The following is a 13,200-nucleotide window of genomic DNA, read 5'->3' on the forward strand; positions in this document are numbered from 1 at the left end:
GTTTATCCCCCTGGACAGACTCGGAATTAACGTTGATCACAGGTTATTTTTCCTCATATGGAGGTATATACGTAGAGGATTTTGAGCGCTTAATAATCGCAAAGGGGCGGAAGGGAACGGTGAAGACTCCTGCGGGATGCACATGATCGGTGAGATCCCGGAAGGCGAAGCCTGAGGAAGCTCACCACATGCCCGCGGAAAGCGAGCCGTTCCCTGGAGACCCTTTCTCTACAAAATATCTCGAAACTGAGTCTTACAGATAACGGCCCTATTGTGTAATAAGTCTTCGATAAAGTCATCCATAACTTTTACAATGGCTATAGGTATGTAAGGAGTTGAATTGGCTGATGAAGCCCGGGATAGGTGTTTGAACGGTTCCTTCGATGGGAACATATCTGTGAATTTGAAAAGGAGTGGAATAAAATGGGTAAATTTATACAAGTAGAACAGGATGTTAATGTATTTGTAGAAGATATTGGCGAAGGACAGCCGATTGTTTTTATCCACGGCTGGCCATTGAACCACAAAATGTTTGAATACCAGATGAATATGCTGCCACAACAAGGCTACCGCTTCATCGGCATAGATTTGAGAGGGTATGGCCAGTCTGATAAACCAGCCTTTGGCTATGACTATGATACATTCGCTCATGATATCAAAGTGGTGGTTGAGGAATTGAAACTTGAGAACTTTTTCCTGCTAGGATTCTCCATGGGCGGTCCGATCAGTATCCGCTACGCAACGAAGTATGCGAATAACGAATTAGCTCAATTAATTCTGGCTGGCGCAGCTGCCCCAAGCTTCACCCAGCGTGACGGTTATCCATATGGAATGAATAAAGAAGAGGTTTCCGGCCTTATTGAGGCGATTCTCTATGATCGTCCTGCTGCCTTAACTGAATTCGGCAGTAATTTCTATTATTCCCAAATCTCAGAACCGCTTAAAGAATGGTTCCTTGGCCTGGCTCTTGAAGCTTCTTCCTATGGTACCATTGCAAGTGCTGAATCGCTTCGTGATGAAGATCTTCGCGATGAACTAAGCTCTATTAACGTTCCTACGCTGCTGCTGCACGGAACCAATGACGAAATCTGTGACTATCAATTTTCTAAACAATTAGAGAAAGGGATCGATCAAGCGACGCTTGTTTCCTTTGAAAACAGTGGTCATGGTTTGATTTACGACCAGAAAGAGAAGTTTAATGAAGAACTGCTTAAGTTAATTAAATAAGAAATAAAAAGGGCGATTTCTTATGCAGGAATCGTCCTTTTTAATAAATCCATATTCTGTCTTTCCAAAGTCATAGTTGATATACTCAATTTAACAATCGTAAGAAGGGGATGAAGTTACATGTCAAAACCAGTGATTGGCTTTATTGGAACAGGCGTGATGGGGAAAAGTATGGTCCGCAATTTAATGAAGGCAGGTTTCCCTGTACAGATGTTTACACGGACGAAAGAGAAAGCTGAAGAATTGTTAAACGAAGGAGCAGAGTGGCAGGAAAATCCAGCGGAGCTTGCGAAAGAAGCAGATATCATGATTACGATGGTGGGCTATCCAAGTGATGTGAAAGAAGTGTACTTTGGTAACGATGGAATTATACATAATGCAAAAGAAGGCTCGTACTTAGTCGACATGACGACCTCTTCTCCACAGCTGGCCGAAGAGATATACGAAAAAGCAAAAGAGCGTGGTCTTCACGCGTATGACGCTCCGGTTTCTGGGGGAGACACGGGGGCCAAACAGGGAAAACTAACGATTATGGCGGGTGGAGAAGCTGAACATTTTGAAAAATTACTTCCTGTCTTTCAAGTGATGGGAGAGAATGTGGTGCTTCAAGGCCCTGCAGGAGCCGGACAGCATACGAAAATGTGCAACCAAATTGCCATTGCTTCCAATATGATGGGCGTGGTCGAAGCCATTACGTATGCTGAAACAGCCGGATTAGACCCGAAAACGGTGCTGCAGTCGATTGAGTTCGGAGCAGCGGGGAGCTGGTCGCTGTCCAACCTGGGACCGCGAATGATTGACGATAATTTTGACCCCGGCTTTTACGTGAAACATTTTATTAAAGATATGGAAATTGCCATTCAGTCAGCGGATCAGATGGAACTGCCGGTTCCCGGCCTTAAGCTTGCGAAGTCGCTTTATGACGAACTGAGTAAAGTAGGCGGCAGCAATGATGGAACACAGGCGCTCTACAAATACTATAAAATGAAGGCCGAACAATAATGGGGTAAGGAGTCTCTGACGATAACAGAGGCTCCTTTTTGTGCTTGAAAAGTTTTTTAGCTGGTTTATTGTGGAATTCGGAGGATATTGGTCAAAAAAGAGAGGGGATTGTATGTTATTTAATGGGTGGAGCGGTGTGATACGAATCATTATCATGGCGCTCACCGTCTATCCAGCGTTAATTTTTATGCTGAGAATATCGGGGAAACGGACATTATCGAAAATGAATATGTTCGATATGGTCATTACAGTAGCGATTGGTTCGGTGGTCGCCTCGGTCATGTTATCGAACAAAATGACGATTGTAGAGGGGCTTACTGGACTGGGCATGCTGATTATACTTCAATTTGCCGTAACATGGCTTGAAGTCCGGTCCGAAGGTTTTACATCCCTCATTAAAGGAGAGCCTCAGCTGCTTCTGTATCAAGGACAGTATATGGAGAAGGCCCTAAAGAAAGAGCGCGTGAAGAAAGATGAAGTGAGGCAGGCGATTAGAGCTGCTGGGCTGGCATCCGTAGAAGAATCGGAAGCTGTTGTACTTGAGACGGATGGAACATTTTCCGTGATTAAACACAAACATCAAAACGGCCAAAGCTCCCTGAAAGACGTAGAAGGATGGGAAAGAAATAAGGCATAAACTTCCACCTCAGGTCATCCAGATTCTGGATGACCTGAGGTGGGTTTTTTTGGATAGTTTACTTATTTTGGATTTGCGCTGAAACTTTTGGAGATTCGTGCCGTAATGGGATCGTATTTTTCTTTTTGGCTATCAGGATAGGTGATCGTAAGACTATTAAATTGGCTTTCACCGAGATAGAATTTGGAGTAAGTTACTATGTCGTTCGATTTATAAGATAATACAAACCAGTCATCTGTCTTTTTTTGATAAGCGATATTTTGAATTTCAGCAGTAGCCTGATTATAGTAATCGTCGATATCTTTGGAGGGGTCCATGTTGTGAGTGCCATAAGCGGTCAACTCGTAACCATCATTACTATAGAGTTCTACACCATCTCCATTTGTAGGAGGTGGAGCCATCGTTAAGAAATCAGGGTATTCAAATGAGAAACCAAAGCGCTCATTGCTATAAGAGGTATAAGTCATTTCTGGTTCTTTATCCTGATTTTTATTGGTTTCTTCTTCATTGGAAGATTCAGCTTCGTTGTTTTCCTCATCAGACTTCTCTGGTTTTTCTGTCTCTTCTTCCTGATCCGTGGAAGTTTCTTGATTCGGATCTTTATCATCCTCTGGTGCTGATTCGGAGACAGACTTCTTAGAAGTCTCATCGGATTCGGCAGTCGTTTGCTCAGACTCCTTAGCCGTTTGGGACTCTTTCTTATCTTTTAGAAGATTCTCAAGCTCTTTATGTAATTGGTTTAGCTGCGGCTGATAACTTTCAAGGGAAGGATGCTGCTTCAGTTTACTATTCAGCATCTCATAAGTTTCTTCAGCATTGTCCTCGTTGCCTTTCTCAATATCTTGTTCCAGCTCATTGATGTTATTTTCAAAAGAAGCCGTTAGTTCCTGTTCCGTCTGGATCTTTTTTTTCATTTTTTCCGCATCTTTTTGAACCGTTTCTAACCCCTGATTCACGTCCATTACCTTCTTTAAAGACGTTAAAGCCTGCTCAAAATCTTTCTGCTTGTAGGATTCAAGGGCCTCGTCCATGGCAGACGCCTGCTGATAATAAGCGGCTGCTTCCTGGTCGTCTTGTTCCTGCTTAGCCCTTTCAAAGTAAACGGCCGCTTGATGGTATTCCTCATTTCCAAGACTTTGAACGCCTTGTTCCATCGCTTTGTCGTAATCCTCATTGGAACAGGCCGATAGTAAAAGTAAAATTAATAAGCTGCTACATAAATGTTTCTTCATTCAATTTTGCACCTCTCTTCCATGATTTTTCCATTTTACCAGAACCAGCCCTATTATACGATTACTTTTGATGCTTAAAATGGAATAACCTTCCACCTCAGGTCATCCAGATTATGGATGACCTGAGGTGGAAGGTTATGGGGAAATTTATTCAAAAAATTTTGTTGACCAATTTGGTCAATAGGAGTAAGATATAATTGACCGAACTGGTCAATAGGTGGGAGGAATGTTATGGAACCAAAATTCCTTGCGTTGGAGCAAGAAAAACAGGATCGTATTTTAAATGCGGCTATGAAAGAATTTGCTCAAAATGGATATAAAAACACATCTACTAATAATATTGTTAAACAAGCCGGAATTTCAAAAGGCCTTTTATTCCATTACTTTACGAATAAAAGAGAATTATATTTAACGTTGTATGACTATTTTGTTGAACTTTTTCTAAAGGAAATGCAGCAGAAAGTCGATTGGGAAGATAAAGATATTTTCAGCAGGCACCGGCAGATCGCTGCTTTAAAAATCAAGCTTTTTCATCAGTATGAGCATATATTTAACTTTCTTAATGCGGCTATGAGCGAGAATTCCAGGGAGGTTAAAAGTGAACTGGACAGCCGCAAAGAAAAATTCATCAACCATAACTACCGTGAAATGCTCCAGGATATAGATAAGTCAAAATTTAAAGAAGGTCTAGACGTTTCTAAGATCATCGAAATCATCAGCTGGTCGATGGAAGGGTTTGCTTACAAACAGCAGGCCAAATTTAAAGGCTTGAGTATCAATGAGATGGATCTCGAAGAAACGTTGCAGGAACTGGATGGTTATATTGAAGTTCTCAAGTATTCTTTTTATAAATAATACGCTTTTACAAAAAGGGAGGATCGATCATGTCTGTATTACGTACTAAACAGCTCACCAAAAAATTCGGCGATTTCAAAGCGCTTGATGGAGTGAATATCGAGGTGAATAAAGGAGAGGTGTATGGTTTTATCGGTCCGAACGGAGCAGGTAAATCCACTACCATTCGTGTTCTGCTCGGCATGTTAAAAGCAACAGAAGGAAAAGCTGAAATTTTCGGAATGGATGCCTGGAAAGGTGCCGTGGAGATTCATAAACGTCTCGCTTACGTTCCGGGAGATGTGAATTTATGGCCGAATTTAACAGGCGGAGAAGTCATTGACCTTTTTGTAAAACTGAGGGGCGGAAATCCATCGAACAGGAGAGATCAGCTGATCGAGAAGTTCGATCTGGATCCTTCAAAAAAATGCGGGACCTACTCGAAAGGAAATCGGCAGAAGGTAGCATTGATTGCAGCTCTGGCTTCTGAGGCGGATCTTTATATTCTTGATGAACCTACCTCCGGGCTCGATCCGCTTATGGAACGAGTCTTCCAGGAGAGTGTAGCGGAGCTTAAGAAGGAAGGGAAAAGCATTCTGTTATCGAGCCACATTCTCTCTGAGGTCGAAAAGCTATGTGATCGGATCGGTATTATTCGTCAGGGACAGATGATTGAAACGGGGTCCTTAAAAGAGCTGCGTCATTTAACGAGAACCCATCTTCTGATTGAAACAAAGCAGCCAATTCCTTCTTTAGAAGATTTCCCTGGCGTGCACGATGTGAAAGAAAAAGAGCGTGTCCTTTCGTTCCAAGTTGATACCGAACAGCTTGACCAGGTGATCAAGCATATCAGCTCCTACGAGGTTGTGAAGCTTGAGAGCGCTCCGCCAACATTAGAGGACCTGTTTATGCGTCATTATGAATCCGGAGGCACAGGAGACGGAGGTGAAGCGTAATGTTTAAGCAAATGTCGAGTAAAACAGGGGTGCTCAGCCGCTTTCTACTGCGGCAGGACCGCTTCCGCATTCCTATTTGGCTGCTGTCGCTTTCCGGAATTACCTTGTTGACGGCCCAGGCATTCACGGGATTATATGCTACAGAAGAAAATCGACAGACCATAGCCCAGACCATGGTTAATCCTGCGATGACCGCTATGGTTGGAAAAGGTTATGGACTTGATGATTATACGTTCGGCGCTATGCTTGCCCATCAGATGCTGCTTTTCACTGCAGTTACCGTAGCCATCATGAGTATCTTACTCGTGGCTCGTCACACCCGGGCAGAAGAAGAGGATGGTCGTCTTGAGTTGATTCGATCACTGCCTGCCGGACGCTTAGCCAGCCTGAATGCTGCTTTAATTGTGGTGATCGGAGTAAACATCCTGCTTGCGCTTCTGACAGCCGCCGGATTGTATGCATTAGGAATTGAAAGCATCGATTTAGAAGGGTCTCTCTTATACGGAGCAGCCTTAGGAGCGTCAGGAATCATATTCGCAGCCATTACCGCGTTTTTCTCCCAGTTGTCCGAAAGCTCGCGTGGAACGATCGGACTCTCGTTTGCAGCACTCGGTGCAGCTTATTTTATTCGGGCTATTGGAGATGTGAGTAATGAGACACTTTCCTGGTTCTCGCCTCTTGGCTGGGTTACAGGTACGGAAGTGTATGTCAATGATTACTGGTGGCCGGTACTGCTGACTCTTGGAGTGTCTCTTATTCTTATTGTGGTGTCTTTGTATATCAATTCCATTCGCGACCTGGATGCTGGATTTTTACCATCAAGACCTGGTAAAACCAGAGCATCTACTGCCCTGCAAAGTCCGATCGGCCTTGCTCTTCGAATGCAGCGCACCGGAATTATCGCCTGGGCTATCGGCGTGTTGTTAATTGGAGCTTCTTATGGATCAATCTTTGGGGATTTAGATACGTTTTTTGAAGATATGGAGATTATGAAAGATTTGCTCAGTGGACTGGAAGGTGGCTCACTAACAGAGCAATTTATTGCGAAGCTGATGTCGATTATCGCTATGATCTGCACAATTCCCGCTCTTATGGCGGTTTTTAAACTGAGAGGGGAAGAGAAAAAAGGGCGCACGGAGCATCTATTAGCAAGAGCCGTTTCACGTAATCGGCTGCTTGCAAGCTACATGCTGATCTCCTTAATTGTTGGTTTTGTTATGTTATCCCTTGCAGCCCTTGGTCTTGGAGCAGCGGCTTTGGCCGTACTGGAAGATGGACCTTCACTTGCCACAATCTATGGTGCTGCGATGGTTTATCTGCCGGCCCTCGCGATATTCATTGGGCTCGCCGTTCTTTTGACAGGCTTACTGCCGAAACTTACTGGCATCACATGGCTGTACCTTGGCTATTCCTTTTTCGTGGTTTATTTAGGAGGAGTATTTCAATTTGATGAATGGGTGGGAAGTCTGACCCCGTTCGGGCACGTTCCTGAACTTCCCATTGAAGACGTAAATACAGTTGTGCTTATCCTGCTAACCGTTATTGCAGCGGTCTTGATGGCTGTCGGATTTATCGGCTATCGGCGTCGTGATATACAAGGGTAAATATCTATTCAGAAAGGCGCTTTTCTAAATGAAAAGCGTCTTTTATCTATTGGTTCTTTTAAAGATAATTGTGGATTTTTCAAAAGGGCTTATTAAGCAAAAGGGCCGGATTGTTGAAGACTCAGTTTCGAGATATCTTAGGTCCGTTGCAAGATGAGGAGGTGGCTGGTGGGGAAATAACTCGCTTTCCTATGGGGGAACGGTGAGCTTCCTCGCTCGTTTCACTCCCTGCGGGATCTCACCTGATTCCTTCTCCCATGGGAGTCTCGACATTTCCCCACCAGCCCAACTTTATTAGGAGGAACGGCCCCCTGGAAAGTGAGGGGCCTTTCTTCCTTAACCTGCCCGAAATGTATATATATTAGGCTATACCCCATAGTTCCAACCTGAAATTTATTATCGTAAATGAGGGCTATATCTTCTTATGCGCGTTTAGGATAAAGCCGTTTCGAGATTCTGATTTGGCAAGGTCCGGAGGGGGACGATGAAGACTCCTGTGGGATGAACATGATCGGTAAGATCCCGGAAGGCGAAGCCTGAGGAAGCTTACCACATGCCCACGGAAAGCGAAATCGTCCCCCGGAGGACCTTCCTTATAACCCATTTATCTCGAAACTGAGTCTTACACAAACGGGAGCTTTACTTTAACATCAATTCGGAAGTTTAAGAGTGTATTATTAAATTTGGTAAAAATTCTGACATAACAGTTGCATATTCAGGGCTTAATAAGATAAGCTATCAACTTAAGAAAAATGTCTTCGAAAATTTACAAAGGATTCATGTTTTTAGGGAATATAGGAAATAGTCAATGAGTAGGATTAAATCATTCGCACTCAAAAGCAGCTGGACGTCGAATGACTAGTAAAATAAAGGAGGGGTTTATATGTATCTTAAAGATATAGAAAACCTTGAATGTTACAGCAAGCTATCCTTGAAGCAAGTGGAAGACCGTCTTCTCATTACGGCTGATTTCCCTAAGGAATTCCTGTATCAAAGCCAGATGACCCATCCCTTTTTATATGTGATCTTATATGTTCGCGGTAAAGAGATGATAAAAATACTGGACGAAGGAACGGCAAAACTCTATGTACCTTCAAAAAAAGAAATAGATCCGAAAACGTATAAAAAAATTATTGATTTTGCTAAGCAGCATTCAAAACAATTTAAGAACGACTAACAGACGTGCAGCGCGTGAGGTGGATGTATGGCTTACTTTGGGAAAATAAATGCAGTCAGTATATTAGTTGCTTTCCTCTTTTTTGCAGCGGCTGAGCTGATGGTTAATACTTATCGGCTCAGCAGGCTGTTAAACATGGAGTTAAGTGTGGTGGTCAATGTGTCAATGCTCCTTCTCGGAATTTGGGTGGTTGGGGGAGCAGTTGTTTGTTACCTGGTTATTAGCCGGTGGATGGAGAAAAGGAAATCAGATTACCTCACGGTGGTACTCTGGTTTCCTTATTTTATTTTAATGACCTACATATTTGTTTCCCTCTTTCCCATCAATCATCCTGCAGACGATCCTGCTCCAGTACTTGGTTTAGTCATTATAGGCGGGGTGTTTGTGTATCCTTTCATTTTAGCATTCATTATATATGCCAGTCATAGCTTAAGAAAGAAGACAGCGCAATATGATATGGAGGAATGACGAATGAATTAAGCTGTTATCTGGGCGGGGGCTTAGAAAGTAACTTAAAGATAATTGGATATATATGTTAAAATAGATGCCCACTATACGGTTATTAGAAAAGATTCACAGCTGCCACCATTAAAATAATCATGAAAACAGCGTTGGGAGAGGATCATATGTTCTTTGGTTCAACCTCGTGGGGCGTATTCGTCTGGTTTATGGTTATGGTAATCGCATTATGGGCCTGGTCCATAAAATATAAAAAGACCAATGGAAAAAAAGAAGGGGCCTGGTGGAATTGGCTGCTTATATCGTTTGTAGCGCTGATTCATTTTACCGACTTTCATGTCGGCCTTTTATATTGGGAGTACCCACATGAACGGGAGTGGTTCTCTTTGATCGGATGGTGGATTTCTCTATTAACAGTCAGCGGTTTGCTACTGTACAAATGGATCCACGAAGAAGATGTAGAAGCCTTAAAACAGGAGAATGAACGCTTGCGGGAAGCAGTGGAGTATTACCGTAACAAACAGGAAAATGATGATTAGAAAAGAGGGCTGTTTTTTCTGACAGCCCTCTTCTTATGTCATCTTAAGCATATAACGTAACGAGGAAAAATACTAGACTAGGATTTTTCCTAAACTCTGCTAATCTGGAAATATATGAATAGGAGGGGATCGTGAAGGTGGATTATCGAATTAAATCAATAAGCGGGTATACGGAAAAAATAGGGGAGCTTGTATCGATGCTTGAGCACACACGGGAGGTTACTTTGCAAGAGATTGCTAATCTGAGCCAGGCAGATTTAGATGCTCTTACGGATCAGTCATCGAACACCATCGGTGCACTGTTAATGCATATCGCATCCATAGAATTTGTGCATCAAGTAGTGTCTTTTGAGAAAAGAGACTTAACAGATCAGGAGTACGCTGACTGGAAACTGCCTCTAGAGCTTGGAGATCAGGCGAGAGAATCGATTCATCACCAGCCATTAGACTATTACATAGACCGATTGAATCAAACCCGGGCAAACACACTAGCCAGGCTAACCGCTAAAGATGATCAGTGGCTGTTGGAAGAAGACAAATGGAGCCACGGCGTTCCTTATAATCAATACTACCTGTGGTTTCATGTGATGGAAGACGAAATCAATCACCGCGGGCAGATAAGAGCGGTTAAACGCCTGTTAAATCATGGATCTTAAGAGGCGGAAAGTCATTATAGTAAATGGGAAAACACCTTGAAATTACCTAGAGCTCTCATGAAATACCACGGATATTTCTAATAGAGCGGTGGTGACAAACAACATCTTAGAGGAGTGTGATCATGAAAAAAATCTGGTTCCGGATTTCTAAAGTCCTTCTCATCATAGGAATCTACTCTTTATTTTTCTATTTATCAGTTGGAGATTATCACGTGCCACTGGGCACGGGCTTTGAAATACAGGGTGAGAAAACGATAGTGGAAGAGTATGACTGGAAGGGTGAAGTTTCCAGCCAATACACAATTGCTTCTTCTCATTTAGACGACTCGATTAAACCGCATGTGCTTCCCCAACGCTTTAAACAAGTTTTTGCAGGCATGGTCCTGATTGCGCTCATACCATTTCAAATTGCTTATGAGGTCATAGGTGAAAGGTTTTTCCCGCGATCGCGTCCGTATATTAATCGCTTTTGGCACGTTGTCTTAAGCATAGTCGGATTATGTATTTATGTGGCGGCAGTCATCTTTCTAGTGACGAAGTACCAGGAGCATATAGCGGAGAGTGAAGCCTATCTAAAGACTCTAGAGCCTTATTTAATGAAGAAGTAATTCATTCGACTTTTAAAAAGAGTGGTTGATTTCCTTGCAGGAGGCTCTTGAAACGTTCGATTTCGGGATCTTATAAAAGGAGGCGGAGAAGTGGGCATATTTTTCAAGCAGATGTCTGAAAGTCAGATCAAGAATTCACGCCAGGGAATTTATCAGGGTTTTTATGTTTATATGATGTTATTGCTTGTTAATGTAATCGGTGATTATTTTTTTGAAGGTCCTTTATTTTCATCTGCGTTTGTTTTTTGGGCTGGAATCATCGCTTCAAGTGGATGGGCCTTTATTTTAGATCTAAAAGATAAGCGTCGCCAGAAAAAAGCTCCCTAAAGGACTGCTCTTGACTAATTCAATAAAAGGAAAAACTCTTTTATGGAAATTAAATCACCCCCATTGTTTCACAGAGCCAATAAAAAATCAGACTGCCGAGTTTCTCCTCGACAGTCTGATAGAATACTTTTAAACTGTGATATTTATTACCTTATTCAGACTTTCTATTTTGAAATAGGCAACGGTGCCTCAGAGGAAATAAATCCTTTATCCACTAGTTCATCCCAGAATTCTTTCGGGATTTCGCGCTGAATCATCTCAAGGTCTTCCTTGATACGGTCAGGACGAGTAGAGCCCGGGATTATTGATTTTACTGCAGGATGGGCGGTTGAAAACTGCAAGGCAGCTGCTTTTAATGGAACATCGTATTTTTGCCCCACTTCATTTAACTGGTTGACCTGTTCTAGAATATCTTCAGGTGCTTTCTCATAATTGTAATGATCGCCGCCCAGAAGTACGCCTGAGTTGTAAGGGCTGCCCACCACAATATCTACGTCGTTTTCCTCAGCTGATTTCATCATGTTCTGTAAAGCTTGCTCATGCTGGAGCAGAGTGTACTGGGTAGCTGATAAGCATATATCTGGCTTCGTGTCTTCAAGCTCCATGGCAAGCTCAATCGGTTCAGTTGTGTTCACACCTAAACCCCAGCCGCGGATAACTCCTTCTTCACGCAGTCGTGTCAGAACACGGAATGCGCCTTCTTTAGCCTCTTCAAATTTAGCTTTCCATTCGTCACCATGAAAGTCGGGGGAGACATCGTGCACAAATACAAAGTCTAAGCGGTCTGTTTTTAGACGTTCCAGACTTTGTTCAATTGACTTCTCCGTAGCTTCTGCGGTGTAATCCGTGATGACCTTGTTATCACGGGCATCCTTGAATAATCCTTCTTTTTCTTCTTTTTCATTTGTCATATAGCGTCCGACTTTCGTACTTAACACATAGTCGTCACGGTTATAGTTCGATAATACTTCGCCAAGACGCATCTCAGCTAAACCTGCCCCGTAAAAGGGTGCAGTATCAAAATAACGCACGCCCTGATCCCAGGCGGTTTGAATCGTGGATCGAGCTTCATCTTCAGGCACTTCCCTGAACATATTTCCAAGCGGAGCTGTACCGAGTCCTACTTTATGTTTTAAAGCATCTTCAAATGATTTCATAAATTCTATGCCTCCTACGTTTCGTTGATACAAGTATGTATCCAGCTAAAGTACCTTCTAAACCCGGATGTTCATGAAGTGCCTGTCTCATACCTCTTTAAGCATCCCATAGTGAAAATCTGATTAGGCTGATTTCTACCATTAAATGGTACGATAAAAGGCTTTTACAATAATCCCGTCATCCGCCGGTTCAAAATCATGCTGAGGCACGCGCTCGAATCCATACCGTTCATATAGAGCAATAGCTCCAGACATAAAATCACCCGTGTGAAGTCCGATCGAACGGTAACCCTTAGCTTTGGCTCTTTCGATACAGGCATCTATTAAAGCAGATGCCACTCCTTTGCCGCGGATTTCCGGAGACACGGCAAGCACCCTTATTTCAGGATAGTCCAGTTCATCTACATAGCCTTCATATGCGTCCGTATTGGCAGGAAAAAGGGCAACGCTTCCCGCAAGACTTCCATCGAGTTCGGCAACGAGCAGATCGACGCCGGGCTGCTGATCAGCCTCTGAAGAGATCGCTTGTTTAAGAGCCTGCCAATGCTCGTCAGGCAAGGCATAAACATGGTCTTCATAGGCTTGAACTCGTTGCTCCCGAATCGAGCCGAGCTCTTCTTGGTTGGCTTCACGTATCGTAATGGTCATAACTTTATCCATTTCCCCTTTGTATTACAATCTTCGTTTCTATGCTCCAGTATATCGTGATGAATTATCTTGAAGTCAAGGAATATAGTTTCTGAATAAGCAGATTAGCCCCAGACCTGCTTTTTTTTACATAAAAA

At 42.9% G+C, this 13,200-nt stretch carries 15 protein-coding genes; 12 read left to right on the forward strand and 3 right to left on the reverse strand.

From position 1 onward, the window contains the following. Nucleotides 1-423: 423 nt before the first annotated feature. From HBHAL_RS08335 to HBHAL_RS08345, 3 genes are all read left to right on the forward strand, one after another. Nucleotides 424-1,227: an alpha/beta fold hydrolase gene (locus HBHAL_RS08335; RefSeq protein WP_014642929.1), complete on the forward strand. Its 804-nt coding sequence runs from the start codon at nucleotides 424-426 to the stop codon at nucleotides 1,225-1,227. A gap of 120 nt (nucleotides 1,228-1,347) precedes the next feature. Beyond that, entirely contained in the window at nucleotides 1,348-2,229 is an 882-nt protein-coding gene (locus HBHAL_RS08340) for an NAD(P)-dependent oxidoreductase (protein WP_014642930.1), read from the forward strand. Between the two features lie 112 nt (nucleotides 2,230-2,341). Next, nucleotides 2,342-2,866, forward strand: a complete 525-nt coding sequence (locus HBHAL_RS08345) for a DUF421 domain-containing protein (RefSeq protein ID WP_014642931.1) — start codon at nucleotides 2,342-2,344, stop codon at nucleotides 2,864-2,866. Nucleotides 2,867-2,928: 62 nt separating this feature from the next. On the opposite strand, the gene HBHAL_RS08350 is transcribed toward HBHAL_RS08345, so the two are convergent. Further along, nucleotides 2,929-4,098, reverse strand: coding sequence for a hypothetical protein (locus HBHAL_RS08350; protein ID WP_014642932.1), 1,170 nt, complete (start codon nucleotides 4,096-4,098; stop codon nucleotides 2,929-2,931). A 231-nt stretch (nucleotides 4,099-4,329) separates the two neighbouring features. Here HBHAL_RS08350 and HBHAL_RS08355 point away from each other — a divergent pair, with 231 nt between their 5' ends. The 9 genes from HBHAL_RS08355 to HBHAL_RS08395 all read left to right on the forward strand — a co-directional run bounded on the left by HBHAL_RS08355 (nucleotide 4,330) and on the right by HBHAL_RS08395 (nucleotide 11,258). Further along, a complete protein-coding gene (locus HBHAL_RS08355) occupies nucleotides 4,330-4,953 on the forward strand; it encodes a TetR/AcrR family transcriptional regulator (RefSeq protein ID WP_014642933.1) in 624 nt (207 codons plus the stop codon). Between the two features lie 29 nt (nucleotides 4,954-4,982). Next, nucleotides 4,983-5,888, forward strand: a complete 906-nt coding sequence (locus HBHAL_RS08360; RefSeq protein WP_014642934.1) for an ABC transporter ATP-binding protein — start codon at nucleotides 4,983-4,985, stop codon at nucleotides 5,886-5,888. Next, complete coding sequence (locus tag HBHAL_RS08365) at nucleotides 5,888-7,492, forward strand: ABC transporter permease (protein ID WP_014642935.1); 1,605 nt, start codon at nucleotides 5,888-5,890, stop codon at nucleotides 7,490-7,492. Before HBHAL_RS08360 ends, HBHAL_RS08365 begins: the two co-directional genes overlap by 1 nt. A gap of 883 nt (nucleotides 7,493-8,375) precedes the next feature. Continuing rightward, nucleotides 8,376-8,669, forward strand: coding sequence for a hypothetical protein (locus HBHAL_RS08370; RefSeq protein ID WP_014642936.1), 294 nt, complete (start codon nucleotides 8,376-8,378; stop codon nucleotides 8,667-8,669). Between the two features lie 27 nt (nucleotides 8,670-8,696). Beyond that, nucleotides 8,697-9,137 carry a hypothetical protein gene (locus HBHAL_RS08375; protein ID WP_014642937.1) on the forward strand — a complete coding sequence of 147 codons (441 nt, stop codon included), beginning with the start codon at nucleotides 8,697-8,699 and terminating at the stop codon, nucleotides 9,135-9,137. A 131-nt stretch (nucleotides 9,138-9,268) separates the two neighbouring features. Beyond that, entirely contained in the window at nucleotides 9,269-9,667 is a 399-nt protein-coding gene (locus tag HBHAL_RS08380) for a hypothetical protein (RefSeq protein ID WP_145956029.1), read from the forward strand. A 131-nt stretch (nucleotides 9,668-9,798) separates the two neighbouring features. Continuing rightward, the gene (locus HBHAL_RS08385) at nucleotides 9,799-10,323 is read left to right on the forward strand and encodes a DinB family protein (protein ID WP_014642939.1); all 525 of its coding nucleotides are present in this window, start codon (nucleotides 9,799-9,801) and stop codon (nucleotides 10,321-10,323) included. A gap of 122 nt (nucleotides 10,324-10,445) precedes the next feature. Then, nucleotides 10,446-10,931 carry a hypothetical protein gene (locus HBHAL_RS08390; RefSeq protein WP_014642940.1) on the forward strand — a complete coding sequence of 162 codons (486 nt, stop codon included), beginning with the start codon at nucleotides 10,446-10,448 and terminating at the stop codon, nucleotides 10,929-10,931. 111 nt (nucleotides 10,932-11,042) lie between these two features. After that, a complete protein-coding gene (locus tag HBHAL_RS08395; protein WP_041601625.1) occupies nucleotides 11,043-11,258 on the forward strand; it encodes a hypothetical protein in 216 nt (71 codons plus the stop codon). A gap of 164 nt (nucleotides 11,259-11,422) precedes the next feature. On the opposite strand, the gene HBHAL_RS08400 is transcribed toward HBHAL_RS08395, so the two are convergent. Continuing rightward, on the reverse strand, nucleotides 11,423-12,415 hold the full coding sequence (locus tag HBHAL_RS08400; RefSeq protein ID WP_014642942.1) for an aldo/keto reductase: 993 nt from the start codon (nucleotides 12,413-12,415) through the stop codon (nucleotides 11,423-11,425). Between the two features lie 141 nt (nucleotides 12,416-12,556). Continuing rightward, on the reverse strand, nucleotides 12,557-13,075 hold the full coding sequence (locus HBHAL_RS08405; protein WP_014642943.1) for a GNAT family N-acetyltransferase: 519 nt from the start codon (nucleotides 13,073-13,075) through the stop codon (nucleotides 12,557-12,559). Nucleotides 13,076-13,200 lie beyond the last annotated feature (125 nt).

Source organism: Halobacillus halophilus DSM 2266, from assembly GCF_000284515.1.
In the GTDB taxonomy this organism is placed as follows: Bacteria; Bacillota; Bacilli; order Bacillales; family Halobacillaceae; genus Halobacillus; species Halobacillus halophilus.

Excerpts from the sequence above, each read along its gene's own strand:
- HBHAL_RS08335 (WP_014642929.1), top strand. The coding sequence starts at position 424 with ATGGGTAAATTTATACAAGTAGAACAGGATGTTAATGTATTTGTAGAA.
- HBHAL_RS08340 (WP_014642930.1), top strand. The coding sequence starts at position 1,348 with ATGTCAAAACCAGTGATTGGCTTTATTGGAACAGGCGTGATGGGGAAA.
- HBHAL_RS08345 (WP_014642931.1), top strand. The coding sequence starts at position 2,342 with ATGTTATTTAATGGGTGGAGCGGTGTGATACGAATCATTATCATGGCG.
- HBHAL_RS08350 (WP_014642932.1), bottom strand. The coding sequence starts at position 4,098 with ATGAAGAAACATTTATGTAGCAGCTTATTAATTTTACTTTTACTATCG.
- HBHAL_RS08355 (WP_014642933.1), top strand. The coding sequence starts at position 4,330 with ATGGAACCAAAATTCCTTGCGTTGGAGCAAGAAAAACAGGATCGTATT.
- HBHAL_RS08360 (WP_014642934.1), top strand. The coding sequence starts at position 4,983 with ATGTCTGTATTACGTACTAAACAGCTCACCAAAAAATTCGGCGATTTC.
- HBHAL_RS08365 (WP_014642935.1), top strand. The coding sequence starts at position 5,888 with ATGTTTAAGCAAATGTCGAGTAAAACAGGGGTGCTCAGCCGCTTTCTA.
- HBHAL_RS08370 (WP_014642936.1), top strand. The coding sequence starts at position 8,376 with ATGTATCTTAAAGATATAGAAAACCTTGAATGTTACAGCAAGCTATCC.
- HBHAL_RS08375 (WP_014642937.1), top strand. The coding sequence starts at position 8,697 with ATGGCTTACTTTGGGAAAATAAATGCAGTCAGTATATTAGTTGCTTTC.
- HBHAL_RS08380 (WP_145956029.1), top strand. The coding sequence starts at position 9,269 with ATGAAAACAGCGTTGGGAGAGGATCATATGTTCTTTGGTTCAACCTCG.
- HBHAL_RS08390 (WP_014642940.1), top strand. The coding sequence starts at position 10,446 with ATGAAAAAAATCTGGTTCCGGATTTCTAAAGTCCTTCTCATCATAGGA.
- HBHAL_RS08395 (WP_041601625.1), top strand. The coding sequence starts at position 11,043 with ATGTCTGAAAGTCAGATCAAGAATTCACGCCAGGGAATTTATCAGGGT.
- HBHAL_RS08400 (WP_014642942.1), bottom strand. The coding sequence starts at position 12,415 with ATGAAATCATTTGAAGATGCTTTAAAACATAAAGTAGGACTCGGTACA.
- HBHAL_RS08405 (WP_014642943.1), bottom strand. The coding sequence starts at position 13,075 with ATGGATAAAGTTATGACCATTACGATACGTGAAGCCAACCAAGAAGAG.